The organism is Enterobacter sp. RHBSTW-00901 (genome assembly GCF_014103115.1).
Lineage (GTDB): Bacteria > Pseudomonadota > Gammaproteobacteria > Enterobacterales > Enterobacteriaceae > Enterobacter > Enterobacter cloacae_P.
In genome coordinates this window covers 4,597,871-4,623,741 of sequence record NZ_JABXPB010000001.1, presented here as the reverse complement: position 1 = coordinate 4,623,741, position 25,871 = coordinate 4,597,871, and the positions used below count along the sequence as shown (strand labels likewise).

At 54.8% G+C, this 25,871-nt stretch carries 26 protein-coding genes and 1 riboswitch; of the genes, 9 read left to right on the top strand and 17 right to left on the bottom strand.

Translation table 11 applies throughout. From position 1 onward, the window contains the following. Positions 1-129 precede the first annotated feature (129 nt). Complete coding sequence (locus HV318_RS22245) at positions 130-1,314, top strand: NupC/NupG family nucleoside CNT transporter (RefSeq protein ID WP_182274476.1); 1,185 nt, start codon at positions 130-132, stop codon at positions 1,312-1,314. A gap of 41 nt (positions 1,315-1,355) precedes the next feature. Here HV318_RS22245 and HV318_RS22240 read toward each other — a convergent pair whose 3' ends face one another. Together HV318_RS22240 and putP are read right to left on the bottom strand one after the other, a co-directional pair. Further along, a complete protein-coding gene (locus HV318_RS22240; RefSeq protein WP_182274475.1) occupies positions 1,356-1,775 on the bottom strand; it encodes a DUF3574 domain-containing protein in 420 nt (139 codons plus the stop codon). A 114-nt stretch (positions 1,776-1,889) separates the two neighbouring features. Then, positions 1,890-3,398: a sodium/proline symporter PutP gene (gene putP, locus HV318_RS22235; protein ID WP_182274474.1), complete on the bottom strand. Its 1,509-nt coding sequence runs from the start codon at positions 3,396-3,398 to the stop codon at positions 1,890-1,892. 422 nt (positions 3,399-3,820) lie between these two features. Between putP and putA the strand changes: the two genes are divergently transcribed. Beyond that, on the top strand, positions 3,821-7,783 hold the full coding sequence (putA, locus tag HV318_RS22230; RefSeq protein ID WP_182274473.1) for a trifunctional transcriptional regulator/proline dehydrogenase/L-glutamate gamma-semialdehyde dehydrogenase: 3,963 nt from the start codon (positions 3,821-3,823) through the stop codon (positions 7,781-7,783). 49 nt (positions 7,784-7,832) lie between these two features. Next, positions 7,833-8,228 (top strand): lysozyme inhibitor LprI family protein, encoded by a 396-nt coding sequence (locus HV318_RS22225; RefSeq protein ID WP_182274472.1) that lies wholly within the window; start codon positions 7,833-7,835, stop codon positions 8,226-8,228. On the opposite strand, the gene rutR is transcribed toward HV318_RS22225, so the two are convergent. Both rutR and HV318_RS22215 read right to left on the bottom strand, forming a co-directional pair. Next, positions 8,225-8,863 carry an HTH-type transcriptional regulator RutR gene (gene rutR / locus HV318_RS22220; RefSeq protein ID WP_182274471.1) on the bottom strand — a complete coding sequence of 213 codons (639 nt, stop codon included), beginning with the start codon at positions 8,861-8,863 and terminating at the stop codon, positions 8,225-8,227. The two genes, HV318_RS22225 and rutR, sit on opposite strands and share 4 nt — an antisense overlap. Positions 8,864-9,301: 438 nt before the next feature. Then, on the bottom strand, positions 9,302-10,540 hold the full coding sequence (locus tag HV318_RS22215; protein WP_003030308.1) for an IS110 family RNA-guided transposase: 1,239 nt from the start codon (positions 10,538-10,540) through the stop codon (positions 9,302-9,304). Between the two features lie 957 nt (positions 10,541-11,497). Here HV318_RS22215 and HV318_RS22210 point away from each other — a divergent pair. Beyond that, complete coding sequence (locus HV318_RS22210) at positions 11,498-11,962, top strand: SymE family type I addiction module toxin (RefSeq protein WP_182274470.1); 465 nt, start codon at positions 11,498-11,500, stop codon at positions 11,960-11,962. 84 nt (positions 11,963-12,046) lie between these two features. Here HV318_RS22210 and HV318_RS22205 read toward each other — a convergent pair whose 3' ends face one another. The 4 genes from HV318_RS22205 to HV318_RS22190 all read right to left on the bottom strand — a co-directional run bounded on the left by HV318_RS22205 (position 12,047) and on the right by HV318_RS22190 (position 14,110). After that, positions 12,047-12,550 carry a GNAT family N-acetyltransferase gene (locus tag HV318_RS22205; RefSeq protein ID WP_524537215.1) on the bottom strand — a complete coding sequence of 168 codons (504 nt, stop codon included), beginning with the start codon at positions 12,548-12,550 and terminating at the stop codon, positions 12,047-12,049. A gap of 24 nt (positions 12,551-12,574) precedes the next feature. Beyond that, positions 12,575-12,844 (bottom strand): type II toxin-antitoxin system TacA family antitoxin, encoded by a 270-nt coding sequence (locus HV318_RS22200; protein ID WP_182274468.1) that lies wholly within the window; start codon positions 12,842-12,844, stop codon positions 12,575-12,577. A gap of 73 nt (positions 12,845-12,917) precedes the next feature. Beyond that, a complete protein-coding gene (locus tag HV318_RS22195; RefSeq protein WP_182274467.1) occupies positions 12,918-13,823 on the bottom strand; it encodes a DMT family transporter in 906 nt (301 codons plus the stop codon). 116 nt (positions 13,824-13,939) lie between these two features. Then, entirely contained in the window at positions 13,940-14,110 is a 171-nt protein-coding gene (locus HV318_RS22190; protein ID WP_023332656.1) for a con-10 family general stress protein, read from the bottom strand. Between the two features lie 392 nt (positions 14,111-14,502). Between HV318_RS22190 and wrbA the strand changes: the two genes are divergently transcribed. Both wrbA and HV318_RS22180 read left to right on the top strand, forming a co-directional pair. Then, positions 14,503-15,099 (top strand): NAD(P)H:quinone oxidoreductase, encoded by a 597-nt coding sequence (gene wrbA, locus HV318_RS22185; protein ID WP_182274466.1) that lies wholly within the window; start codon positions 14,503-14,505, stop codon positions 15,097-15,099. An 18-nt stretch (positions 15,100-15,117) separates the two neighbouring features. Then, a complete protein-coding gene (locus HV318_RS22180) occupies positions 15,118-15,345 on the top strand; it encodes a YccJ family protein (RefSeq protein WP_166716999.1) in 228 nt (75 codons plus the stop codon). Between the two features lie 33 nt (positions 15,346-15,378). Here HV318_RS22180 and agp read toward each other — a convergent pair whose 3' ends face one another. Both agp and HV318_RS22170 read right to left on the bottom strand, forming a co-directional pair. Beyond that, positions 15,379-16,620 carry a bifunctional glucose-1-phosphatase/inositol phosphatase gene (gene agp / locus HV318_RS22175; protein WP_182274465.1) on the bottom strand — a complete coding sequence of 414 codons (1,242 nt, stop codon included), beginning with the start codon at positions 16,618-16,620 and terminating at the stop codon, positions 15,379-15,381. A gap of 73 nt (positions 16,621-16,693) precedes the next feature. Further along, a complete protein-coding gene (locus tag HV318_RS22170; protein ID WP_182274464.1) occupies positions 16,694-17,065 on the bottom strand; it encodes a winged helix-turn-helix transcriptional regulator in 372 nt (123 codons plus the stop codon). Between the two features lie 100 nt (positions 17,066-17,165). On the opposite strand from HV318_RS22170, the gene HV318_RS22165 reads away from it, so the two are divergent. After that, positions 17,166-17,915, top strand: a complete 750-nt coding sequence (locus HV318_RS22165) for an SDR family oxidoreductase (protein WP_182274463.1) — start codon at positions 17,166-17,168, stop codon at positions 17,913-17,915. A 1-nt stretch (position 17,916) separates the two neighbouring features. Here HV318_RS22165 and HV318_RS22160 read toward each other — a convergent pair whose 3' ends face one another. Further along, positions 17,917-18,420 carry a DedA family protein gene (locus HV318_RS22160; protein ID WP_182274462.1) on the bottom strand — a complete coding sequence of 168 codons (504 nt, stop codon included), beginning with the start codon at positions 18,418-18,420 and terminating at the stop codon, positions 17,917-17,919. A 157-nt stretch (positions 18,421-18,577) separates the two neighbouring features. Then, a riboswitch (M-box (ykoK) riboswitch) is annotated at positions 18,578-18,747 on the top strand. Positions 18,748-18,807: 60 nt separating this feature from the next. Between HV318_RS22160 and HV318_RS22155 the strand changes: the two genes are divergently transcribed. Together HV318_RS22155 and cybB are read left to right on the top strand one after the other, a co-directional pair. Further along, positions 18,808-19,809 (top strand): magnesium transporter, encoded by a 1,002-nt coding sequence (locus HV318_RS22155; RefSeq protein WP_182274461.1) that lies wholly within the window; start codon positions 18,808-18,810, stop codon positions 19,807-19,809. 112 nt (positions 19,810-19,921) lie between these two features. Next, the gene (gene cybB / locus HV318_RS22150; protein WP_182274460.1) at positions 19,922-20,473 is read left to right on the top strand and encodes a cytochrome b561; all 552 of its coding nucleotides are present in this window, start codon (positions 19,922-19,924) and stop codon (positions 20,471-20,473) included. A 3-nt stretch (positions 20,474-20,476) separates the two neighbouring features. On the opposite strand, the gene hpxK is transcribed toward cybB, so the two are convergent. The 6 genes from hpxK to HV318_RS22120 are packed head-to-tail and all read right to left on the bottom strand — an operon-like array spanning position 20,477 to position 25,799. Then, positions 20,477-21,715 carry an allantoate amidohydrolase gene (gene hpxK, locus HV318_RS22145; RefSeq protein ID WP_182274459.1) on the bottom strand — a complete coding sequence of 413 codons (1,239 nt, stop codon included), beginning with the start codon at positions 21,713-21,715 and terminating at the stop codon, positions 20,477-20,479. Continuing rightward, positions 21,712-22,953 carry a (S)-ureidoglycine--glyoxylate transaminase gene (pucG, locus tag HV318_RS22140; RefSeq protein WP_182274458.1) on the bottom strand — a complete coding sequence of 414 codons (1,242 nt, stop codon included), beginning with the start codon at positions 22,951-22,953 and terminating at the stop codon, positions 21,712-21,714. The genes hpxK and pucG overlap by 4 nt, the downstream gene beginning before the upstream one ends. 14 nt (positions 22,954-22,967) lie before the next feature. Next, positions 22,968-23,705 (bottom strand): amino acid ABC transporter ATP-binding protein, encoded by a 738-nt coding sequence (locus HV318_RS22135; RefSeq protein WP_182274457.1) that lies wholly within the window; start codon positions 23,703-23,705, stop codon positions 22,968-22,970. Next, positions 23,686-24,342: an amino acid ABC transporter permease gene (locus HV318_RS22130; protein WP_182274653.1), complete on the bottom strand. Its 657-nt coding sequence runs from the start codon at positions 24,340-24,342 to the stop codon at positions 23,686-23,688. The genes HV318_RS22135 and HV318_RS22130 overlap by 20 nt, the downstream gene beginning before the upstream one ends. Continuing rightward, on the bottom strand, positions 24,342-25,007 hold the full coding sequence (locus HV318_RS22125; RefSeq protein ID WP_182274456.1) for an amino acid ABC transporter permease: 666 nt from the start codon (positions 25,005-25,007) through the stop codon (positions 24,342-24,344). The genes HV318_RS22130 and HV318_RS22125 overlap by 1 nt, the downstream gene beginning before the upstream one ends. Before the next feature lie 9 nt (positions 25,008-25,016). Beyond that, positions 25,017-25,799 carry a transporter substrate-binding domain-containing protein gene (locus HV318_RS22120; protein ID WP_182274455.1) on the bottom strand — a complete coding sequence of 261 codons (783 nt, stop codon included), beginning with the start codon at positions 25,797-25,799 and terminating at the stop codon, positions 25,017-25,019. Positions 25,800-25,871: the final 72 nt, after the last annotated feature.

Below are 25,871 nucleotides of genomic sequence, written 5' to 3'. Positions count from 1 at the left end.
GTAAAAAACTCGCAGGGTAATAGTTTCAGTAGTTATTGTTAGGTTTATAACGTATAAAGAAAATGCTCATTTACGGTTAATCAGCGCTGTGGCTAAATATGCGCCTCAAAAACCAACTGAAATAAAACTATGTATAACGTTGTCCATTTCCTGCTGGCGCTGGTGATTATTCTTGCGCTTGCCTGGCTTACGAGTTTTGACCGCCGAAAAATTCGTATTCGCTTTGTTTTACAGCTGATTGTAATTGAGATCGCCCTGGCGTTCTTTTTCCTGCATGCCGAAAGTGGCCTGTTTCTGATTAAATATGTGTCGGGTTTCTTTGAGTCACTGCTTAAATTCGCCGCTGAAGGCACCAATTTTGTCTTTGGCGGGATGGGTGAAAAAGGGCTGGCATTCATCTTCCTCGGCGTGCTCTGCCCGATTATTTTTATCTCTGCACTGATTGGTATTCTTCAGCACTGGCGAATTCTGCCAGTCTTTATTCGGGTCATCGGTACGCTGCTGTCAAAACTGAATGGCATGGGCAAGCTGGAGTCCTTTAACGCAGTGAGTTCACTGATCCTCGGTCAGTCAGAAAACTTTATTGCATACAAAGGGATACTTGGCGATCTCTCTTCCCGTCGTTTGTTCACGATGGCAGCAACGGCCATGTCAACCGTTTCCCTGTCGATTGTGGGTGCCTATATGACGATGCTCGACGCCAAATTTGTCGTGGCGGCACTTGTTCTGAACATGTTCAGCACCTTTATTATTCTCTCTGTTATCAACCCGGCACGTCCGGAAGCCGAACCGGATATCAAACTAGAAAAACTGCACGAATCCCAGAGCTTCTTTGAAATGCTGGGTGAGTATATTCTGGCAGGCTTTAAAGTGGCGATGATTATTCTGGCGATGCTGATGGGCTTTATTGCCCTGATTAGCGCCATCAACGCCCTCTTCTCCAGCGTATTTGGCATGAGTTTCCAGCAGATCCTGGGTTATGTGTTTTATCCGCTGGCGTGGCTGGTCGGTATTCCGCTGAGCGACGCCCTGAATGCCGGGAGTATTATGGCGACCAAGCTGGTGGCGAATGAATTTGTGGCGATGATTGAGCTGCAAAAAATTGCCCACCAGATGACACCGCGCGGGCTGGGGATTTTGTCCATCTTCCTGGTCTCGTTTGCTAACTTCGCCTCCATCGGCATTGTGGCAGGGGCAATTAAGGGCCTGAACGAGCAACAGGGGAACGTGGTATCCCGCTTCGGTCTGCGTCTGGTGTATGGCGCGACGCTGGTAAGCTTGCTGTCGGCGAGCGTTGCAGGGTTAGTATTGTGAGTTAATGCCGGGTAAGCGTTAGCGCCACCCGGCTGGTTTTATCAAAACTGCACGCACACCGGCTGATCAACACGCATCACCGATTCCTGCGCAAAGCGTGATTTATAAATCCCGCGTAACGCCTCAATATTCTTCTCGCTCTGGGCATCTTTACCGTGGATCAGCATCAGCGCCTTACTCTGCTCGCGTGCTACTTTCCCGTCGTTGCCCAGCCACTGCCCGCGAGCATCAAACACCGTTAAGCCATCACGAAAACGTGGCGTCACGTCCTGGTCCACAAACTGCTGCCACTCCTGGCCGGTGATCTCTTTCCCTGCCGGGCGGTTCAGCCCGAAATAGAGCGTGGTTTGCTGCATCTGGTTATCCGCTTTGCAGGTATCCGCCGCAGCGTGTTGCGATGGGGCGTTACAGCCTGCCAGCATCAATAATGCTGCCGCCATCAACCCTGTTTTAATCATCATTCTTCGCTATCCTCATTGTTATAAGTGCAGCGATATCAACGTAATTACAGAAAATTTGCAAGAAAAAGCCGGGTAGCGCTACCGCTTACCCGGCCTCCAGGAGCGAGACGGAATTTATTCCGGCTGCAGTTTTGACGGCGGTGCAGAGTGGTAATGCGCATCCGCGTCGGCAAAGCGTTTCTGCATTGCCGCTGACGGTGCTTTATCCAGCAGGCTGAACGCCACAATGCCGATACTGCCGAAGATGAAGCCAGGAATGATTTCGTACAGGCCCAGCCAGGCGAACTGTTTCCAGACGATAACGGTCACCGCACCAATGAGCATTCCCGCCAGCGCGCCGTTACGGGTCATACGTGACCACAGCACGGAGAAGAGCACTACCGGGCCAAACGCAGCACCGAAGCCCGCCCACGCGTAGCTCACCAGGCCCAGCACGCGGTTCTCAGGGTTCGCCGCCAGCGCAATGGCAACCAATGCCACCACCAGCACCATGAAACGCCCTACCCACACCAGCTCTTTCTGGCTTGCCCCTTTACGCAGGAACGCTTTGTACAGATCTTCAGTGATAGCACTGGAGCACACCAGCAGCTGGCAGCTCAGGGTGGACATTACCGCCGCCAGAATGGCCGACAGCAAGATACCGGCAATCCACGGGTTAAACAGAATTTGCGCCAGCTCAATGAACACACGCTCGGCGTTCTGGTTCACCGCACCCGCCTGCGCCGGGTTATTGTTGAAGTAGGCGATACCGAAGAAGCCTACGGCACACGCACCCGCCAGGCAGAGGATCATCCACGTCATACTGATACGACGTGCATGCACGATGGTGTGGTGGGAATCAGCGGCCATAAAGCGCGCCAGAATATGCGGTTGACCGAAATAACCCAGACCCCAGCCCATCAGAGACACGATGGCAACGAAGTTCAGCCCTTTCAGCATATCGACGTTTTCAATGCTCTTCTGCTTAATCACTTCCAGAGAATCAGCAAAGCCACCGACGGTGAAAATCACAATCACTGGCGTCAGGATCAGCGCGAAAATCATCAGGCTCGCCTGCACGGTATCCGTCCAGCTTACGGCCAGGAAGCCGCCCACGAAGGTGTAGAGGATAGTCGCCGCCGCACCGGCCCACAGCGCCGTTTCATAGCTCATGCCGAAGGTGCTTTCGAACAGACGCGCACCGGCCACAATGCCGGAAGCACAATAGATGGTGAAGAACACCAGGATAACCAGCGCGGAGATGATGCGCAGGATACGGCTGTTATCTTCAAAACGTCCGCTAAAGTAGTCCGGCAGCGTCAGGGCGTTGTTGTTGGCTTCGGTATGCACGCGCAGACGGCCTGCCACCAGCTTCCAGTTGATCCACGCGCCGACGGTCAGGCCGATGGCGATCCAGCTTTCTGAAATACCAGAGATGAAAATCGCACCCGGCAGGCCCATCAGCAGCCAGCCGCTCATGTCCGATGCACCCGCAGAGAGTGCCGTCACCATTGGCCCTAAACTACGTCCGCCCAGAATATAGTCGTCAAAGTTCTTCGTTGAACGCCATGCCAAAAACCCTATCAGGATCATGCCAAAAATATAAACGAGAAATGTCACCAGCATCGGTGTGCTAATTGCCATTCAAATTCTCCAAAATGTCGAGCGACAACCATCCGGGTTGCCTTGTTATATGATCACCGGAACGTAGTGATGTGTGTATGTGTTTCCATTGGGCGCGCTATCCTGCCGCATGCGCATCCCGCTGACAAACGATTTAACACTGCATTTACATCAAATTCATCCCTGGTTTTATACGTCTTTCCCATAGGTTGCACTCGCTCACGCTTTTGCGGGTTGCACCTTTTAAAAATGTTAAGTCCCGCATAAAAACAGGCTTCGGATTCAGAAGCCAGCACTTTTTTCCAGCTAACCATCCATTAACAATCCATTCATTTTCCAGCTTGCAAACCAGGTCACATTTAACACGGTTGCACAAAGTTGCAACATGATGGATATTTCACGCTAACGACAGAACACGACTACAGAACAACAGGAGTTTTGGCATGGGTATGACCACTATGGGGGTTAAGCTGGATGACGCGACCCGCGAACGGATTAAGAGCGCAGCGACCCGCATTGACCGCACGCCGCACTGGCTAATCAAGCAGGCGATTTTTAACTATCTGGAAAGGCTGGAGAGTGAAGATGGCCTGCCAGAGCTGCCAGCCCTGCTGGCGGGTGCCGCCAATGAAAGCGATGACGCCCCCCCGGCAGCCGAAGAGAGCCATCAGCCGTTCCTCGAATTCGCCGAGCAGATCCTGCCCCAGTCCGTCAGCCGTGCCGCCATTACCGGCGCTTACCGCCGTGCCGAAACCGACGCAGTCCCGATGCTGCTGGAGCAGGCTCGCCTGCCGGACGCCATTGCCGCCCAGGCGCACAGCCTGGCGTATCAGCTTGCCGACAAGCTGCGTAGCCAGAAAACGGCCAGCGGTCGTGCCGGGATGGTGCAAAGCCTGCTGCAGGAGTTCTCCCTCTCCTCACAGGAAGGCGTGGCGCTGATGTGTCTGGCGGAAGCGCTGCTACGTATCCCCGATAAAGCCACCCGCGATGCACTGATCCGCGACAAAATCAGTAACGGTAACTGGCAGTCACACATTGGCCGCAGCCCGTCGCTGTTCGTTAACGCGGCGACCTGGGGCCTGCTGTTTACCGGCAAACTGGTCTCTACCCATAACGAAGCCAACCTCTCCCGCTCCCTGAACCGCATTATCGGTAAGAGCGGTGAACCGCTGATCCGCAAAGGTGTGGACATGGCGATGCGCCTGATGGGTGAACAATTTGTGACCGGCGAAACCATTGCCGAAGCGCTGGCCAATGCCCGCAAGCTGGAAGATAAAGGTTTCCGCTACTCTTACGACATGCTGGGCGAAGCGGCGCTGACCGCTGCCGATGCCCAGGCGTATATGGTCTCTTACCAACAGGCGATCCACGCCATCGGTAAAGCCTCTAATGGCCGTGGCATTTATGAAGGCCCGGGCATCTCGATTAAATTGTCCGCCCTGCACCCGCGCTACAGCCGTGCGCAGTATGACCGCGTGATGGACGAGCTGTACCCGCGCCTGAAATCTCTGACGATGCTGGCGCGCCAGTATGACATCGGCATCAATATCGACGCCGAAGAGGCCGACCGTCTGGAGATCTCCCTCGATCTGCTGGAAAAACTGTGCTTCGAACCTGAACTCGCCGGCTGGAACGGCATTGGCTTTGTTATTCAGGCCTACCAGAAACGCTGCCCGTTCGTCATTGATTACCTGATTGACCTCGCCACCCGCAGCCGCCGTCGCCTGATGATCCGTCTGGTGAAAGGCGCATACTGGGACAGCGAAATCAAACGTGCGCAGATGGACGGCCTGGAAGGCTACCCGGTCTATACCCGCAAGGTTTACACCGACGTCTCCTATCTTGCCTGCGCGAAAAAACTGCTTGGCGTGCCAAACCTGATCTACCCGCAGTTCGCGACCCACAACGCCCACACCCTGGCGGCGATTTACAGCCTGGCCGGGCAGAACTACTACCCGGGTCAGTATGAATTCCAGTGCCTGCACGGCATGGGTGAACCGCTGTACGAGCAGGTCACCGGGAAAGTGGCGGATGGCAAGCTGAACCGTCCGTGCCGTATTTATGCCCCGGTAGGCACACATGAAACCCTGCTGGCGTACCTGGTGCGTCGTCTGCTGGAGAACGGGGCGAACACCTCCTTCGTTAACCGCATTGCCGACACCACGCTACCGCTGGACGAGCTGGTCGCCGACCCGGTGCAGGCCGTTGAGAAAATGGCAGCACAGGAAGGCCAGATTGGTCTGCCGCATCCGAAGATTGCCCTGCCGCGTGAGCTGTATGGCACAGGCCGCGTCAACTCTGCGGGTCTGGATCTCGCTAACGAACACCGTCTGGCGTCCCTCTCTTCTGCTCTGCTCAACAGCGCATTACATAAATGGCAGGCCAAACCGATCCTGGAGCAGCCTGTTGCTGACGGCGAAATGCAGCCAGTGATTAACCCGGCAGAGCCAAAAGATATTGTCGGTTACGTGCGTGAAGCCACGGAAGCGGAAGTTGACCTGGCACTGGACAGCGCGGTGAACAACGCCCCTATCTGGTTCGCCACGCCGCCTCAGGAGCGTGCCGCCATTCTGGAACGTGCTGCGGTGCTGATGGAAGATCAGATGCAATCGCTCATCGGTATTCTGGTGCGTGAAGCGGGTAAAACCTTCAGTAACGCTATTGCCGAAATCCGCGAGGCGGTCGACTTCCTGCACTACTACGCAGGCCAGGTTCGTGATGATTTCGATAACGAAACCCATCGCCCGCTGGGCCCGGTGGTCTGTATCAGCCCGTGGAACTTCCCGCTGGCGATTTTCACCGGCCAGATTGCCGCCGCACTCGCGGCAGGCAACAGCGTGCTGGCAAAACCGGCAGAGCAAACACCGCTGATTGCCGCTCAGGGAATTAACATTCTGCTGGAAGCGGGCGTACCGGCAGGCGTTATCCAGCTTCTGCCTGGCCGTGGTGAAACGGTGGGTGCGAAACTGACCACCGATAACCGCGTGCGCGGCGTGATGTTTACCGGCTCCACCGAAGTGGCAACGCTGCTGCAGCGCAATATTGCGACACGCCTTGACGCACAGGGTCGTCCAACGCCGCTGGTGGCGGAAACCGGTGGCATGAACGCCATGATTGTTGACTCCTCAGCGCTGACCGAGCAGGTGGTGGTCGACGTGCTGGCCTCCGCGTTCGACAGTGCCGGACAACGCTGCTCCGCCCTGCGCGTGCTGTGCCTGCAGGATGACGTGGCAGACCACACGCTGAAGATGCTGCGCGGTGCAATGGCCGAATGCCGTATGGGCAACCCGGGTCGTCTCACTACCGACATCGGGCCGGTTATCGACGTGGAAGCCAAAGGCAATATCGAAAACCACATTCAGACCATGCGCGCCAAAGGTCGTCCGGTGTTCCAGGCCGTCCGTGAAAACAACGAAGATGCCCGTGAATGGCAGACCGGTACCTTTGTCCCGCCTACGCTTATCGAACTGGCAAGCTTCGACGAACTGAAAAAAGAGGTCTTCGGCCCGGTGCTGCACGTGGTGCGCTACAACCGCAACAACCTGAACGAGCTGATTGAGCAGATCAACGCCTCTGGCTACGGCCTGACGCTCGGTGTGCATACCCGTATCGATGAAACCATCGCCCAGGTCACCGGCAGTGCCAAAGTGGGCAACCTGTATGTGAACCGCAACATGGTCGGCGCAGTCGTGGGCGTTCAGCCGTTCGGCGGCGAAGGGTTGTCCGGAACCGGGCCTAAAGCCGGTGGACCACTCTACCTGTACCGCCTGCTGGCAAACCGCCCGGAAAATGCGCTGGGCGTAACGCTGGCGCGTCAGGATGCAGAACGTCCGGTGGATACACAGCTGAAAGCGGTGCTGACTCAGCCACTGGAAGCGCTCATCAAGTGGGCCGATAAACGTCCTGAACTGCGCGCTGTTGCTCAGCAATATGGCGAGCTGGCGCAGGCAGGCACACAGCGTCTGCTGCCGGGGCCAACCGGCGAGCGCAACACCTGGACGCTCATGCCGCGCGAACGCGTGCTGTGCGTCGCGGATAACGAGCAGGATGCGCTGGTTCAACTGGCCGCCGCTGCCGCAACGGGTTGTGAAGTGCTGTGGCCGGAAGATGGCCTGCATCGTGACCTGGCGAAACAGCTGCCGAAGGCAGTTTCTGCCCGCATCCACTTTGCGAAGGCCGATGTCCTGCTGACCCAGCCGTTTGATGCGGTGATCTACCACGGCGATTCCGACCAGTTACGCGAGCTGTGCGAACAGGTTGCAGCCCGCAGCGGAGCGATTGTTTCGGTGCAGGGCTTTGCACGCGGCGAAACCAACCTGCTTCTGGAGCGTCTGTACGTTGAGCGCTCGCTCAGCGTCAACACCGCGGCGGCGGGAGGTAACGCGAGCCTGATGACAATAGGCTAACGCTGTGCTAATAAGGCTCCGGAGACGGAGCCTTTTTTATGGGGAATGTATGAAACACTACCTGATCGCAGGTGCGGCATTGTTGCTGAGCGCAAACGCGCTGGCCGACGAGTGCGCGAACGCCAGCACCCAGCTGGAACTCAACACCTGTACGGCACAGCAATACCAGGCAGCAGATAAAAAGCTCAACCAGACCTACCAGGCGGCCATCAAACGCGCGGCAGCCCCACAACGGGATCTGTTGAAAAAAGCACAGCAGGCGTGGATCACCCTGCGTGATGCGGACTGTACGTTTGTGGGTTCCGGAACCGAAGGCGGCAGCATTCAGCCGATGATTGTGAATCAGTGCCTGACGGAAAAAACCGTGGAGCGCGAAGCCTTTCTTGCCTCGCTGATGCAGTGCGAAGAGGGCGATTTAAGCTGCCCTCTCCCACCGGCAAATTAACGCACGCGGATCCCTTCAATAATCATCCGCTGCACGTTTTCCAGCGTGCTCTGGAAAAACGCCTCATCCTGTAATGTCTTACCGGTCACCGCTTCGACCTGGGCCGCAAAGTCAGCGTAATGCTGGGTGGAGGCCCAAATCATAAAGATCAGATGATGCGGGTCGACGGGAGCCAGTTTTCCGCTGGCCACCCATTCGGCGATAATTGCCGACTTATCATCGACCAGCTGTTTTAAATCTCCCGTCAGTTCGGCCCGCAGTAGCGGTGCGCCCTGCAACATCTCCAGACAGAACAGTCGCGACGCCTGCGGGTAATCGCGTGATACCTCCAGCTTCAGGCGAATATACTCTTTGATTGCCACCAGCGGGGCGAACTCCTGGCGGAACGCCTTCAGTGGGGCCAGCCAGATATCGAGGATCTGCTGCATCACCGCAACATAAAGCGCCTCTTTGGACGGGTAGTAATAGAGCAGATTGGTTTTTGACACCCCGGCCTGCTCTGCCACCTGCTCCAGCCGCGTGCCGTGGATGCCAAACTGCGAAAACGTCTCCAGCGCCGCACTGAGGATCGCCTGTTTCTTGGCGCTCACCGCCTGCGAACGTTTACCTGGTGTTTTCACTGCACCTTGTGTCATCTGCGCTCTCCTTATTGGTTTGCCATAGCATAGCAAACACCCTGCTTTCTCTCGACATTCTGTAGTGCGGGGTTGTGCAAAATCGAAGAAGAGAAGTGTGTTGTGGCGAGGGATGGGTTGTGTGTGGTGGGCGGGAGAGTGAATGTTGCTGGCCCTTGTTTATAGCTGACTCTACGGTCCTTTAGATGGTCGGCTTTGTGCCAGTAGAGGAAGTTCGCTTGATTGATGTCTATGTCAGGCCATGGCTAAGGGCATGCTTTCCTTAACGGTCGTATAAGTTTGTCTATCGAACAACAAGCTCACCAGGCTTGCGAATGACTTGCCGTCCAACCAGAAAAGCTATAGAGAGCCAGAACTATACAGATGTGAGGACACGGTAATATACTCAGAATACGGCTTTTATTACTATATCACGCCCTGAGACATTCGACAAGCTTTTTATGGCTTCAGTAAGGGCGAGTGGCGCGCTTCGAGAGCCAGCAAATATTTTGCTTCATCGTACTGGGTTCTGGCCTTCCAGCAGCGGTAAATGATCCTTATCCATTTGAACGCCAGTGCCCGGATCGCAGACTGATGAGATTTGCCCTTCTCTCTGAGGCCCTGATAATACAGTCTGGCCCAGTATGATGAATTAACCGTCTTGGCAGCCCATTCAACAAAGGTTTGCCTGACGAACTTGGCACACTGCCATCGCCAGTGAACCCAGGATTTCTGGCCACTTCGTTCTGTCACCGGTGCAATACCTGCGTAGTTTTGAATTTCTTCAGCGCTGTTAAACCGGTCACGGTTATCACCAAGTGCAGCAAGCATTCGTGGGCCCATACACGGCCCCATGCCCGGAAGTGATTTGAACAGCTCCGCATCTGGCAATGTGTCAAACAACGCTTCGATTCGTTCGTCATAGGTTTTGATGATTTCACTCACGACTTTAATTTGTGTCGCCAGTGCTGTTGCCATCAAAGCATTAGCCTCTATAACGCTCGGGTCTGTAGTCAATGGGATCGCGTTATCAATACTCGCAACACGTTGCTCGGTAAGAGCCATTGCGCGGCCACCTTTGGCATTCAGAAAGTTGCGGATCGTGTCGCGCCTCGCTCGTTTCAGTTGTTGCAGACTGGGCCACCGGATAATCAGCTCACACAATAGTAAGCTACCCCGATGTGAGAACCACTCCAGTGGCTGAGGATAATACTGTTTAAGTGTGTTGATTATCCGGTTCACAAAACGGCGTTTATCTTCAACCAGCTGACGGCGCTGCTCAACCAGTTGCTGGAGTAACCGGATATCCGCATTGTCGGGTTCAATGGCTTTTATCTTTTGGGGATAACGCAGCATTAACTCTAATGCCAGCTCGGCATCCTGCGGGTCATCTTTAGCGCCGCTGGGCGAGAAGGCCTGCCGGTAACGAGCCAGGGACAAAGCGTGGACGGGGAAAACGGTGATAAATGGATATTTCTGAAGAGCATACACCACGGGACCTTTCTTCAGCTCAACGGCGATAGCGATCCTGCCTTTTACCTTCTGGTGTAACTCGGTAAGCCAGACATCAAGTGCTTCCGGCGTATGTTCAATCACATGGAATGTGCGTTCACCGTTTTTAAACTGAACACAGACATCGTGCTTTTTATCTGCCCAGTCCAGACCAACGTGCGCAGCAAATTGATTAGTCGCAGTCATCACCAACTCCTTTTTATCGGGGATTGGTATGCATTCCACGCTCTTCGAAAGAAATATAGCCAGCAGTTTATCTGCATGCCCTGAGTATTCGTTAGCGAACGTGGAGCACCCACTGGCTCGAAAGAAAAGCGGCGATCATCACGTGATTCTCGCTCAATATTCGTAACCAGTAAGCGCATACCCTGAATCACTTAAAGTGTAATTCTCAGGGTGCGAATGACTATACCTCGCTCACAGCAGTCGCTGTTAAAGGTTTTCCATATAATAAAACGCTTTCATTAACTCATCTTCTGTGAGTGGCGATATCAGACTTGCGCCTGTATCACTCTCAACCTTCATCAATAGCTCGCTGCGGGTGATTCCCAATCTATTCGCTACGTGGTTTGCGCAACTCCGTGCGTGTGATGCTCTATGCGCAAGAGGACCTTCTATGTCTAAGACTTTTCTTTTTGATGATGAATGTGACATTGATTCCTCCTTTAATCGAAATTGCTGTCCATTCAGGCATGATGCGATAAGAAAAACAACTGATGTTTCTTGCGAGCTTCTACCGGAAGGGAAAGAGCGCCTTAAACAAAACTTCGTAAACCAAAATAGCTGAAGTTGGTGATCGTGTCCGCTCTTCGCTCACTGCGGACCTACACCTCAAACCAGCCCTCGACAATCACTCCAGTCAGGCACTTACATTACCAGCAGGCATAGCCCTTTTTTACCAATGAAAACCATCATTACCCCCCTCACTCCCCCCACACCTTTCCTCGAGCCGCCTCGCATTTTCACTATTTTCACCACCATTTTACCCCTGTGTATTTATCCATAGGGGGTATAATCGGCGTACTGAACCGACAACACAAACAGTGAGTTTTATACAGGAAAGTAGATAAACGAGATCGCGGTAAAAAGGTGTACCACCACCTTTATACCGCTAACCACAAAGCAACTTATAAGGAGTTGAATATGGCTGCGAAGAATTTTATGCCAGAGTGGGCTGTTGCCCAAACGAAAAATGCAGTATTTGAAAATAGTGAAGAAATTCGCGAGCAAGTATGCAAAAAGAACCCACGGACGTTGCATGGGGAGCCAACCCATTCCGGGCGTGTTCACGCGAGGGATGAGTCGGGTTCATCATGCGGTGAGCTGTATACGCGAATGGAGCGCAACTATCTGCCGCTGTCCGGTGACTGGCTTTCCCGCGCCGGGTTTACGTATGGCCGGGCGGTAAAAATCCGTGTGATGCCGGATTGCATTGTGATCACCCCGCAGAATTCCCGCGAGCTATGGGGATGTTTAGAAGGGTTAAGCGCAGTGTATACCAATAAGCAGAAGGTGAAAGCGTGGCTGTCGACGTTCCCGGGGGCACTGAATGATACGGGTGATTTGCCGGAGCCCAAACGCATGAACGGGGTTGTAAAACCACAATAAACGCTCACCTGCGATCCCGACACCGCAGGGCGAGGTGGTGCATCAGGATCCGTGATAACGCTAAAGCCCTTCTCCGGGAGGGCTTTACTCGTCTGCTTCAAACAATCGTTCGATTGATTTCGTGGGATAAAAAAGCGAATTGCTGTTTTCACCGGATAACGGGATAAAACCTTGCTTCAGATAAAATCTTTTTGCCTGCTCATTAAGTGCATCAACAAAAATCCCATGCACGCCCACAGCCTGCGATGCCAGGTAGACAACCCGCATAGCGTGCGTGACGAGTGTTGTCCCCCACTCATTCCCCTGCAATTCTTTATGTACCGCTAAACGGCCTAAAGTCACACTTGGGACGTTTGTATAAGGAATTCTGCGCTGCTGGGTTTTAGAGGGTAGCAATGCTTTCTCAAAACAACTTCCGGACAACGTGTAGTACCCCAGCACACGAGGATGGTCACGATCTTTGAGTAGATAGCCTCTTAAAATACGCCCATTGTGCTGACGCACCAGATGCTCTGTGAGGAAGGAATTGAGTGAGGGCTCACCACAATCGAAATCCTCGAAAGTGTAATCGGTTCCCTCTGAAAACATATCGATCGTGAGATTGGCCACGCTTCACTCCATGTTTTGAAGACGCTTTGCCGCTCGTTTTAGTCTCTCATTCGGCTCTGGCGGATTGTTTATGGCATCCATCACTGCATTCCATGATGCTTCGTTTAACACCAGACGTCGATGCTGTTCTATCACTTCTGCAGCACGTTCCGAAGCGCTGTTCACCATAAATTGGGTGATCGTTTGATTCGTCATCGCCGCCGCTTCTTCGATCATCATTTTGTCTTCATCAGTTAAGCGAAGGTCGATACGCTGTTTTTTCAATGCTGGCATGATCTAGTCCAATATGTACGGCATTAATCCGTACATATCGTAGAATGCGTTGCGAGTTTTTTCAACAAAAACCTCATTCAACCGTCAGATCCTGAACTTCGTTGCGCCGCTTTTTGAGCTTTAACTCACTCACCAGCACCCCGGCGACAATAAACGCCGCACCAACGAGTGCCAGCAGCGGCAGACGCTCCCCGGCAATACGCCCGAAAACCCCCGCCCAGACCGGCTCACCGGTATAGATAACCGTTGCCCGCGTTGGCGACACGCTACGCTGTGCCCAGTTCATGGTGACCTGAATAATGGCGCTAAAGATCCCCAACCCCAGAGCAACCACGACAAGCCCGGTGGACATCGGTGGAACGGATTCCCCGGCCGGAACCATTGCCGCAAACGCCACCAGCGACGCCGTCGCCAGCTGCACGACCGTCACGCGCTTAACATCCACTTTGCCCGCCCATGCACTAATCAAAATAATTTCCGCCGCAATCGCCACCGCGCCGACCAGGGTAATCATCTCGCCCGGCCCCAGCGCCAGAAGGTTGTTTTCCGGTCCGGCAAGCAAAATCAGGCCAATAAACGCCAGCACAATGCCAATGCAGGACATCAGCCCCGGCATTCTGCCCAGGCACAGCCACTGTAATAACGGCACCAGCGGCACATACATGGCGGTGATAAATGCTGATTTACTGCTGGAGATCGACTGTAACCCCCACGTTTGCAGGCTGTACCCCATCGCAATCGCTACGCCTATCGCCACCCCGGCTTTCAGCTCTTTGAGGGTCAGCCCGCGCAGGGTTTTGAGCGAAATGAGCGCAACCGCAACCGCCGCCGTCGCAAAACGCAGACCCACAAAGAAGAACGGATCGCTCAACGTGACGGCGTACTGAACGGCAAGAAATGTCCCACCCCAAAACATGGTGATCAGGATGAGGATCGCTTCCTGAGGTTTGACGGAGAATTTGAAACGTGAAACGGACATGCGACACCAGAAATAAGAATCAATTCTGTAGTGTGCGATGCCTTTGGTTACAGTTCAATGTTGCAGAAATAAAAAAACCGCCGGGGCTCCCGGCGGCAGGGTATCAATCCGGCATATTACTTGTTGCTGCCGTGGCTGTTTTTTCCCCCTTTTTTGCCCGCTTCAGATGCGCGCTGAGGGTCATTTTTGAAGTTACCCCCACTGTGCTGGCCACCTTTACGACCTGCTTCTGATGCTCTCTCACGGTCTTCAGCAAAATTGCCTGAACCACCACGATGGTTTGCCATCTCTAACCTCCAGAGTGTGAAACATTAGACATCATACTGCATTCAGTAAAAGAGGATTCTTTCACCTCGCAACGAAAGGACAGCGCCTTTATCCACGCCGCGTGCAATTAAGCTTAGTGGAATAAGACTACCCGACAAGCTAAAGGTAATATCCTGCAACATGTTCCCGGAGATTCGAAATGGCTCCCTGACGGGTTATCAATAAGCCATTCTTATCATTCCAGAAATATAACCCCGTAAATGTGTTTCATATTGCTACAGCGCAAAAATAGTTAGCATATTGTTATAAATCAAAGAAATGGCGCTAATATTTGCAGTATGGCCATCACGACTTATCTTTAAATGAACGCAGCGATTCGCTGCCAGAAAACACAAACGAGGAGTGATGCAAAATGGCAAAAGTTCTGGTGCTCTACTATTCCATGTATGGACACATTGAAACCATGGCTCACGCAGTTGCAGAAGGTGCAAACCGGGTGGACGGCGTTGAGGTTGTGGTGAAACGCGTACCGGAAACGATGCAACCCGAAGCGTTTTTAAAAGCGGGTGGGAAAACGCAAAATGCTCCGCAGGCCACCCCGCAGGAACTGGCTGACTATGATGCCATCATCTTCGGCACACCTACCCGTTTTGGCAATATGTCAGGACAGATGCGCACCTTCCTCGACCAGACCGGAGGACTCTGGGCATCGGGTGCGTTATACGGCAAACTCGCCAGCGTTTTCAGCTCTACCGGTACCGGCGGCGGTCAGGAACAGACGATCACCTCGACCTGGACGACCCTTGCACATCATGGAATGGTGATTGTGCCCATTGGTTACGGCGCACAAGAGCTGTTTGATGTTTCCCAGGTGCGCGGCGGTACACCGTACGGTGCAACCACCATTGCCGGGGGGGATGGTTCACGCCAGCCAAGCAACGAAGAGCTGACTATCGCCCGCTACCAGGGTGAATATGTCGCGGGTCTTGCCAAAAAACTGAACGGCTAACCCAACAGGAGGACAAGCATGCCAACTCAAGAATCCAAAGCTCACCGCGTGGGTGAATGGGCAAGTTTACGCAATACCTCTCCGGAAATTGCCGAGGCTATCTTTGAAGTCGCAAAATATGACGAAAAGCTGGCAGAGCAGATTTGGGAAGAAGGCAGCGATGAAGTACTGACGCGCGCCTTCGAAAAAACGGACAAAGACTCGCTCTTCTGGGGTGAGCAAACCATCGAACGTAAAAACGTCTGACCGTTTCCCCCCCGCCGCAGCGGGGGGGCTCTTTTATTTCGCCGCGTTATTCAACACCGTATTAAATTTCTCTACCGGGCAGAATCCGTTCTCATCGACCGGACACCCTGAAAGCTCCAGCGTGACACGCTGCGCGGGTGACTTTAGCGACAGAACATCGGCGTTACGCAGTTGCGTTGCGCTTTGATAGACATACTCGATTTTCATCAACTCCCGGTTAGCGTTCTTGTCATGCCAGCGCTGGAAGACAATTTTGCCGCCAATCGGGGTGCGTTCGTACTGGTCATGCAGCTGATAAGGTTTGAAATCGAGCGCCGTCAGCAGTGAGGCGATGTTGGAATCGTGTCCCACCAGCAGCGTTATCCTGGCGGCTTTCCCCTGCTCAGTCACCAGGGCGTTATCGATGTATTTCACCAGCGGTTTCGCCACATTGCGCGCCACCTCACCCGAGGTGAATAACGAATCCTGATAGCCATTTTTCAGCTTCGACAGCACCCGCCATTGCTGATCGGTTTTGATCTCGCCCCACGCCACCTGATCGGCCGGGAAACCTTCGTAGTACTGCAATGTGAACGCATCGACCAGCGAGTTCCCCACCTTCAGCGGCCCGGAAACACCCGGCTCTTTTTCGTAATCAGCACTGAAGGTGTCTTTGGCGTCCGTCAGCGAGCAGACCTTTTTCTCCTTGCAGGACGGTGAGTCAGCGTAATGCGTCATCTGCTCCAGCAACCTGTAGCTCTCATCGAGCTGCATTTTCTGCCGTTCCGTTACCATCGCGTTCAATGCTTTTTCACGGAATGCAGGGGTGTTATCGGTGATGACCGGGTTAAACGTCGGGTCCATCGTGCCCATTTTTTCCTGATGATGCACAGGAATATCGCACCCCGGGAACGCGCCGGTAATAAAGAACTGTGCGGTCGCCAAGGTCCGCTGCAGGCTGTTGGCGTAAGCATAAACGGCGTTGGCCGGAGGACACTCGCCCGTCGATACCATCCCCTGCGTGGCCAGCCACTCACGCATGTAGTGGCCCATATAGACTTCAAGCACGCCACCCTTGGTGGTGAGCTGGCCGCCCGGCACATCCCATTCCGGCCACTTATTCGGCGTGGATTGTTCCAGTACGCTGCCGTTATTGGCGAGCGGCGCACGCAGGTTGTGGCGACTCATAATTAAAACTTGCTCCAGTTGATACCCCTCTGGCGTCTCTTGCGCCTGCGCGCCGAACGTCATTGAAAGGGTACCTGCTACGGCAACAGCGAGTAGTGCTTTTCTCATCCCTAATTCCTCACTCGTTTTAAATGTCGCGTTAAGTGTGACAGATTGATGACATTTTTCCCTGAAGCATTTCTCAAACTGATGATGACTTCTCGAGTTGATCGCCATATTCGGTCATCCAGGCGGCCAGCGGAGAGAGCGCATTTTGTAGAGTCAAACCCAGCCCGGTTATCTGGTATTCCACGCGCGGCGGGATCTCCGGGTAAACCGTACGCGACACCAGCCCGCGCTGTTCAAACAGACGTAACTGCTTCGTCAGCTCTTTTTGAGTGATGGGCGCAGCAGCACGGAGTAAATCGCCAAACCGTACCGGGGTATTGAGCACAATCAGCCGATAGAGGATCGGGATTGCCCACTTACCGGAGATCAGATTCACAAACCGCGTCATCGGGCAGGCATGAACCTCAGATTTTTTTTCACCGGGAATATCCTGTAGTGATGCCATAGCACACCTCTTGCCTCATTAGTATCCAATTGGTACCTGGTTTCCTTTTGATACTAACGTTTCTATAGTGCTTTCTCCAGAGACATTTCAGGAGAAGAACATGGGTCGTTTAGCAGGTAAATATACGCTGATTACCGGCGGCACCAGCGGCATCGGTCTCGCCACCGCACAGGAGTTTATTGCCGAAGGAGCACAGGTTGCCGTCACCGGACGCAACCCGGAAACCCTCGCCGAAGCACAGCGCATTCTGGGGAATAACGCCTGGGTCATCTCTGCTGATGCGGGTGATATACACGCACAACACGCGCTGGCAGAGACGCTTGCCTCCCGCTGGCCGCGAGTCGATGCGGTATTTATTAACGCCGGAGACGTGACGCACGAGTTGCTGGAAGAGTGGCAGGAAGATGCCTGGGATCGCCTGATGCGCATCAACCTGAAAGGGCCGTTCTTTTTAATTCAGGCACTGTTGCCACTGCTCAATAATCCCTCCTCGGTGATCCTGTGCGGCTCTGTGAGTGCGCGCATCGGTCTCCCCACCAGTAGCGTCTATGCTGCAAGCAAGGCGGGTTTACTGTCGCTGGCGCGTACGCTGTCGGCAGAACTGCTGCCACGCGGTATTCGCGTCAACGGCCTGAGCCCTGGCCCGGTAAAAACCCCGGCGCTCAATAAACTGGGTTTAAGCGAAGAAGCACAAAAAGCATTGCAGAGTGATATTGCAAGCCTGGTACCGCTGGGAAGAATGGGTACGCCGACGGAGCTGGCGAAAGCTGCGCTCTATCTGGCGTCCGATGAATCGAGTTACACGGTGGGAACAGAGCTGTTGGTCGACGGTGGAACGGGAAGTCTGTAGCTCAAAAAGTGCTGATACCAGTGATAATACCGACATACAGCGCCGCCCATACGCAGGCAGAAAACAGGCTGACGACATAAACTTTCACCGCGTTCAGCCTGAGCATGCCCGCTGCCAGCGGCACGACATAGCGCAGTACCGCCAGAAAACGCGAGGTAAACAGCACCAGCACACCGTTCTTTTGCAGCTGGTGCTGTACGCGTAAAAATGTGTCAGCATGTCTGGAGGTGATGCGCGCGATCGGCCGCGTCTGCCCCATCAACTGGCCAATATGGTAGTTCAGCACCGAACCTGCCGTTGCCCCCATCACCACCGCAAGCCACGTCAGCCCCGGATGCAGGCTCGACTGGCTGACAGTCACCCCCGCCAGCAGCATGACCGACGCCGGGGGAAGGACAGAGGAGATCAACACAGTCGATTTACTCAACGCCATTAAAAACAACAGAGCGAACAGATGCGTCGGATAGAGCGCAAAATGATTCAGCAGATTGTCAAACCATGCCATTTTACCTCCCTTATCGATATGCCCTCCTCCATTTAAAATGAACATTCCTAAATAAACCGTCAACATGCTGCTGACAATATTCACCTAAACATTCCCTAAACGTGATTTAAATTTATAAGCAGCAAAAGAAAATAACGGTATTATCCCCCACGTTTTACAACGATCTCGTTATGGCGAGGCTCCTGTACAAATACACGTTATCGCTCTGGTGGGTTCGAGAGAACCGGCACAGGGTAAAACAGGCACTGTCGAATCAAGGCTTTGTCAGTATAACTTCCCTTGCGGGATACGGTGTACAGTGCTGAACCCAGGACGTGGGGATCTCTTCTTCGACATGCCCTGTCTTGCTCGCCCCTGAGAGATTTTATTATTCAAAGGGAATTCACTATGTCTTACGCTATTCACAACTCCATTCTGGCATTCAATGACAGCGCCATCGCGCAATATATGAATACCGATTTTATCGTCCTCGATATTTCATTATGCGTCGCACTTGCACGTGAGCAGTTTTTCGAAAAATTAAAAGACGATGATATTCCGTCGCATATTTTTATCGAAGATAATGGTCGCCTGGCGGGCATGATTGCCGTACGCAAATTATTGCAGTCCACTGATACGGGGCAGCCGGTGAAAGCGCTGATGATTTCGCAGTTTTTGCAGGTTAAACCCGAAGACGAACGCGCCGATGTCGCCGGGCTGCTGGCTCACGGTAGCACGGATGTCGTGCCGGTGGTGACACACGGCAAGCTGGTGGGTTGCCTCACCGAACGCGAGATTGCGCACCTGCTGGAAGATGATGTCACTGAAGATGCCCAGCTCCAGGGGGCCACTCTGCCGCTGGAAAAACCCTATCTGGAAACCAGCGCGTTTGACCTGTGGAAAAAGCGCTCCGTCTGGCTACTGTTGCTGTTTGTCGCCGAGGCCTACACCAGCTCGGTGATTCAGCATTTTGAAGAGGCGCTGGAATCCGCCATCGCACTGGCGTTCTTCATTCCGCTCCTGATTGGTACCGGCGGAAACAGCGGTACGCAAATCACCTCCACGCTGGTGCGCGCTATGGCACTGGGTGAAGTGCATTTGCGCGATGTTGGCCGCGTGCTGCGTAAAGAGATCAGCACGTCGTTAATGATTGCCGTCACGCTCGGCCTGGCAGGCTGTATCCGCGCCTGGATGATGGGGATTGGGATGGAAATCACCCTTATCGTCAGCCTGACGCTGGTCTGTATTACGCTCTGGAGTGCGATTGTCTCCTCGGTGATCCCGATGGTACTCAAGCGTTGTGGTATCGACCCGGCAGTGGTTTCTGCGCCGTTCATCGCGACGCTTATCGATGGTACCGGACTGATTATCTACTTTAAAATCGCCCAGTACACGCTGGGGCTGGAGTGATCCATACCCAATAATAACGGCTGCGGGTGAATTCTTTTCTCCGCAGCCGTTAATGTCTGCTTAAGTTAATTTATCTATAACTCACCATAATGGAAATATAAGGTGGATTAACATGAAAAACAGCTACGCACGAAGCCAGATAGTCATCCACTGGCTGGTTCTCATCCTGATTGTCGTTGCCTATGCCGCCATAAACCTGAAAGGGTTTGCCGCGAAGGGAAGCCCTGAACGCGCCACAATGTCACTGATCCACTACACCGCAGGGTTCAGCGTCCTGTTTCTGATGGTCATCAGAGTGGTGCTGAAGATGAGAAACAGCGACCCGGACATTCTTCCCGCACCGCCGCGCTGGCAGGTTATCGCCTCCAAATCCCTTCACGGACTGCTCTATCTGATGTTTATTGCACTGCCGGTGCTGGGAGTGGCCTCACTCTGGTTCGGCCAGGTCGCGTGGTCTTTCTTCGGGCTCCCTCTGCCCGTCGCCGCAACCCAGAACGTGGGTATGCAGCACAGCCTGAAAGAGCTTCACGAAATTATCGCCAACGCGGGCTATTACCTGATTGGTCTGCATGCTGCCGCTGCGCTGTTCCACCATTACGTGGTACGTGACAACACCCTGGAAAGGATGCTGCCCGCAATGCGGGTCAAAAAATCCGTAAAATAGCCGTTATGTCAGCGACGTGACCGCACGGGTGAAAGCGTCAATGGCCTGGGCGACATCCTCAGCCATCACCGATTCTGCCGGATGATGGCTGACACCCCCCTTGCAACGTACAAACAGCATGCCTACCGGCCAGCGCTCCGCCATCGCGATGGCGTCATGCCCGGCTCCGCTTGGCAGCGATACCGTGCATCCCTGTACCGCGGCAACCGCCTCCCCCAGCCGGGTTTGTAAATGCGCATCACACGGCGTGGCGGCAATACGGTAGAACTCCTCGGCGCTGAAAGACAATCCGCGGCGGGTGGCTATCGTTTGTGCCTGTGCCAACAACGTATTGAGCAGCACATCCAGCGGAGCATCCTGTGGGCCGCGAATATCCAGGGAAAGCGCAACCTCACCGGGAATAACATTTACCGCACCAGGCAGGCAGCGCAGCTCTCCCACGGTCGCCACCAGATTGCCACCGTGCTGCAACGTGGTGCTCTCGATCATCACCATCCACTCTGCGGAGGCAGCCAGGGCGTCCTTGCGATGGGCCATTGGCACGGTACCGGCATGTCCGGCCTCGCCGGTAAAGCGGCAGTTCAGGCGACGCGCGCCGTTAATGGCTTCCACAACGCCCAGTGCCAGCCGTTGCTGCTCCAGACACGGCCCCTGCTCAATATGCAGTTCCAGATAGGCACTGAAATCGTCTTTATTCCGGGCAGCAAGCGGTACCCGGGCAGGATCTAACCCGGCCAGGACCATTGCCTGTGCCACGCAGACCCCGTTTGCATCACATTTATCGAGCCAGCTCTCCGGCCAGGTACCGGTCAGGCCACGGCTGCCTAACAGGGTAATACCGAAGCGGGTACCCTCTTCGTCGCAAAAACCGACAATCTCGATGGCCTGCGCCAGACGTTTCTCTTGCTGATGCAGGCTGTCCACCACTTCAATGGCCGTCAGCACGCCAAGCATGCCATCGTAGCGTCCGGCATTACGCACGGTGTCCAGATGCGAGCCGAGTAACACCGCCGGTGCCCCCTCCTGCTCACCCTCATAGCGTCCGCAAATATTACCCACGCTGTCCTGCCAGACGGTCATGCCCGCCTGGCTCATCCACTGCCCGACCAGCTGGTTCGCCTGCAGATGTTGCGTCGAGAGATAGACCCGGGTGAGAGCATTCGGGGTTTCACTGATGGCAGCCAGCGCATCGGCGCGCGCCATCACTCGTTCTGCCGCCTGCTGGCGCGTGATTTGGCTCATCGCGCCGTCTCGCTGCGGTAGTGATCCCACGCGGCCTGCATCGCGGCACCTTGCGTGGTGGAAAACTTCAGGTAGTTCAGGACCGATTCCAGCGCACTCAGCGTGGTCATAACGCAGTCCTTGCGCGCGTTATAGCCCATAGTACCAATACGCCACACTTTGCCGTGCAACGGGCCAAATGAGGTGCCAATTTCGATGCCAAAATCCTCCAGCATCAGCTTACGCACCTGATCGCCGTTCACGCTCTGCGGGATCACCACGCCCAGCACGTTGTTCATCTTGTGCTTCAGATCGCCAAAGGTTTCCAGCCCCATCGCCTGAATACCTTTCAGCAGCGCATCGCCATGCAGCTTGTGGCGGGCGATGCCGTTATCCAGCCCTTCCTGCAGGATAAGCCGGGCGCATTCGCGTGCACCAAACAGCGCCGTGGTGGCTTCCGTGTGGTGGTTCAGTCGTTCCGGCCCCCAGTAGTCCATCACCATGCCGAGGTCGAAATAGTTGGAGTAAACCATCTCATCCACACCGTTGTGATGCGCATCGGTACGGATGCCCTCTTCAATGCATTTCCGGCGGCGGATCGCCTCTTCCATGCGTGCGCTCAGGGTGACGGGCGACGTCCCGGATGGGCCACCGAGGCATTTCTGCATGCCTGCCGAGACCGCATCCAGCCCCCAGGCATCGGTCTCCAGCGCATTCCCCCCCAGCGACGCGGTCGCATCGGTGTAAAACAGCACATCGTGGCGACGGCAGATAGCACCGAGTTCCGCGAGCGGTTGCAGCATGGTGGTCGACGTGTCGCCCTGCACGGTCAACAGCAGGCGCGGACGTACGCGTTTAATCGCATCTTCAACCTGATCCGGCGTGAAGACCTCCCCCCACGGCACCTCGATGGTATGCACTTCGGCGCGACAGCGGCGGGCAATTTCGCACAGCAGATGGCCAAAACGACCAAACACCGGCACCAGCACTTTATCCCCCGGACGAATAGCCGACACCAGAATCGCCTCAATCCCCGCGCGGGAAGTGCCATCCACCAGCATCGTCCAGCGGTTTTCAGTTCGGAACACCCCGCGATAGAGCGCCATCACCTCATTCATGTAGTGGGTCATGGCCGGATCGTACTGGCCAATCAGCTGGCTCGACATGGCGCGCAGCACGCGCGGATCGGCGTTGATCGGCCCCGGCCCCATCAGCAGACGCTGCGGCGGATTGATTTGCGGAAATTGAGCGATATCCATTGTTGAGTCCTTAATTAATTTAAGCCGCGTACGGAGGAGATAAATTGCTTCAGTTCAGTGGTCTGCGGATTGGCAAACAGCGTTTTGCTGTCGCCCTGCTCCCAGACTGTCCCCTGATGCATAAACACCACGCGGTCGCCCACTTCGCGGGCAAAATTCATTTCATGCGTCACGAGAATAAGCGTCATCCCCTCTGCCGCCAGCTGTTCCAGCACCCTGAGCACTTCGCCCACCAGTTCCGGGTCAAGCGCTGAGGTTATCTCGTCACAGAGTAAAACTTTTGGCGTCATCGCCAGCGCACGGGCAATCGCCACGCGCTGCTGCTGGCCGCCGGAGAGGTTCGACGGATAATAGTCCAGGCGATCGCCTAAGCCCACTTTCTCCAGCATCTGCTGCGCCAGCTCCCGGCATTCGGCAGCGCTTTTCTTCAGCACCCGACGCGGGGCGAGCATCACGTTTTCCAGCGCGGTCATGTGCGGGAACAGGTTGAAGTTCTGGAACACCATCCCGACCGATCGGCTGATTTCACGCGCCTGAGAGTCCCGGTCGGTGATGGTCATACCGCCGAGCTTGATGCTGCCATCCTGATACCCTTCCAGGCCGTTGATGCAGCGTAGCAGCGTGCTCTTGCCGGACCCGCTGCGCCCGATTATCGAAATCACCTGGCCCATGTCGATATCCAGATCCACGCCCTTGAGCACGTGGTTATTGCCGTAGAACTTCTGCACCTGATTAATGGTGATGAGAGGCATTGAATTGAGTCTCCAGATAACGGCTGTAGCGCGACAGCGGATAACACAAAATAAAGTAGCCCAGCGCCACCAGCGCAAAGACTTTAAACGGCTGATAGGTCACGTTGGTGAGCATCGTTCCGGCTTTAGTCAACTCGATAAAACCGATAATCGACGCCAGCGCCGTACCCTTGATGACCTGCACGGCAAAACCAACCGTCGGCGCGATGGCGATGCGTAACGCCTGCGGAGCGACCACCCGGAACAGCGTCTGACCAAAGCTCAGCCCCAGACAGCGCGAGGCTTCCCACTGTCCTTTTGGCAGTGCCCGAATGCTGCCAAACCAGATATCGAGTAAAAAGGCGCTGGTGTAGAACGTCAGTGCCAGCGACGCGGCCGTCCACGGCGAAACGTCGATGCCAAACAGCGCCACGCCGAAGAAGGCCAGGAACAGCTGCATCAGCAGCGGTGTGCCCTGAAACAGCTCAATATAGCCGCGGATCAGACGTTTTACCGTGCGCCCGCCCGTCAGCCGCAGCAGCAACAGCGGCAGCGTCACCAGCGCTCCGCCGACAAACGCCACCAGCGACAGCAGCACCGTCCAGCGCCCGGCGAGCAGCAGGTTGCGAATAATGTCCCAGTCGGTAAAGGTGGTCATCATGCCTGCACCCCCAGCCATTTCCGTCCTGCCGCCATCATCAGCTGGCGCAGGGTAATCGACAGTACTAAGTAAATCCCGGTCGTCACCAGATACACCTCAAAGCTCAGAAATGTTCTGGACTGGATGAGGCTGGCGGCAAAGGTCAGCTCTTCATACGAGACCTGAGACACGACCGATGAACCCAGCATCACGATGATGCACTGGCTTACCAGCGCCGGATAAATACGCTGCAGCGCGGGTGGCAGTACCACGCGGATAAAGGTCTGTAAGCGGGTTAGCCCCAGCACGCGCCCGGCTTCCCACTGCCCTTTTGGCGTGACCTGAATACCCGCGCGGATGATTTCGGTGCTGTAGGCCCCAAGATTCACCACCATCGCCAGCAGCGCCGCTTCACCCGCCGTCATTTTCAGCCCCATGTTAGGCAGGCCAAAAACAATAAAGAACAGCTGCACCACAAACGGCGTATTGCGGATAACCTCCACGTAACCGCCCCAAATCCGGCTGAACCACGTCGCCCGCCCGCTGCGAATGGCCGCCCCGAAAATACCGATCGCCAGCCCGCCGATAGTCGCCATCACCGTCAGTTGAATGGTGATCCAAAGTCCTGCCAGCAGCTCCGGCCAGTACGGCCAGAGCGCAGAAAAATGAAGTTGTTCTGTCATTCACAGGCCTTATGCGCCAAGGCTTGCCGGTAACGGTGCTTTCAGCCACTGCTCAGAGAGTCCATTCAGCGTGCCGTCCTTGATACCCTGCTCAATCAGCGCATCCACTTTCGCTTTCAGGGCTGGTTCGTTTTTCTTCAGACCGATAAAACACGGCGAGTCTTTCAGCATAAAACTCGGGACCGGGGCTTTATCCGCGTTCTGCCGTGAAATCGCTGCCACCACAAGGTTGCCGGTAGCCACATACTGCACCTGACCGGAGAGATACGCCGACAGCGTGGTGTTGTTGTCTTCGTAGCGTTTCACCTCGGCATCTTTCGGAGCCAGGCTGGTCAACACCATGTCTTCCACCGCACCGCGCGTCACGCCAATGGTTTTCCCGCTCAGCGCGGTGGCATCTTTCAGCTCCGCCCCTTTCGGGCCAAATACGCCGAGGAAGAATGGCGCATAGGCGCGGCTAAAATCGATCACCTTTTCGCGTTCAGCGTTTTTACCGAGGCTTGAGATAACCAGATCCACCTTATCGGTTTGCAGATACGGTACGCGGTTAGCGCTGGTTACCGGCACCAGTTGCAGCCTGAGCTTCATCTGCTTTGCCAGATAGCGCGCCATGTCGATGTCGTAGCCCTGCGGCTGGAGGTCGGTTCCCACTGAGCCAAACGGCGGAAAATCCTGCGGGACGGCAATGCGGATGGTGCCGCGTTTCTCAATATCCTGGAGCTGGTCAGCTTTTGCTGGCAGTTGTGTGAACAGACAAGCGGCCCCGGCCAGTGCAATCAACAGTTTTTTCATGGTGTTTACCCGTTACGTTAACATGAAACAAAAGATTCTTTAATTTAACTTTTGCAACTAATGTGCCATACA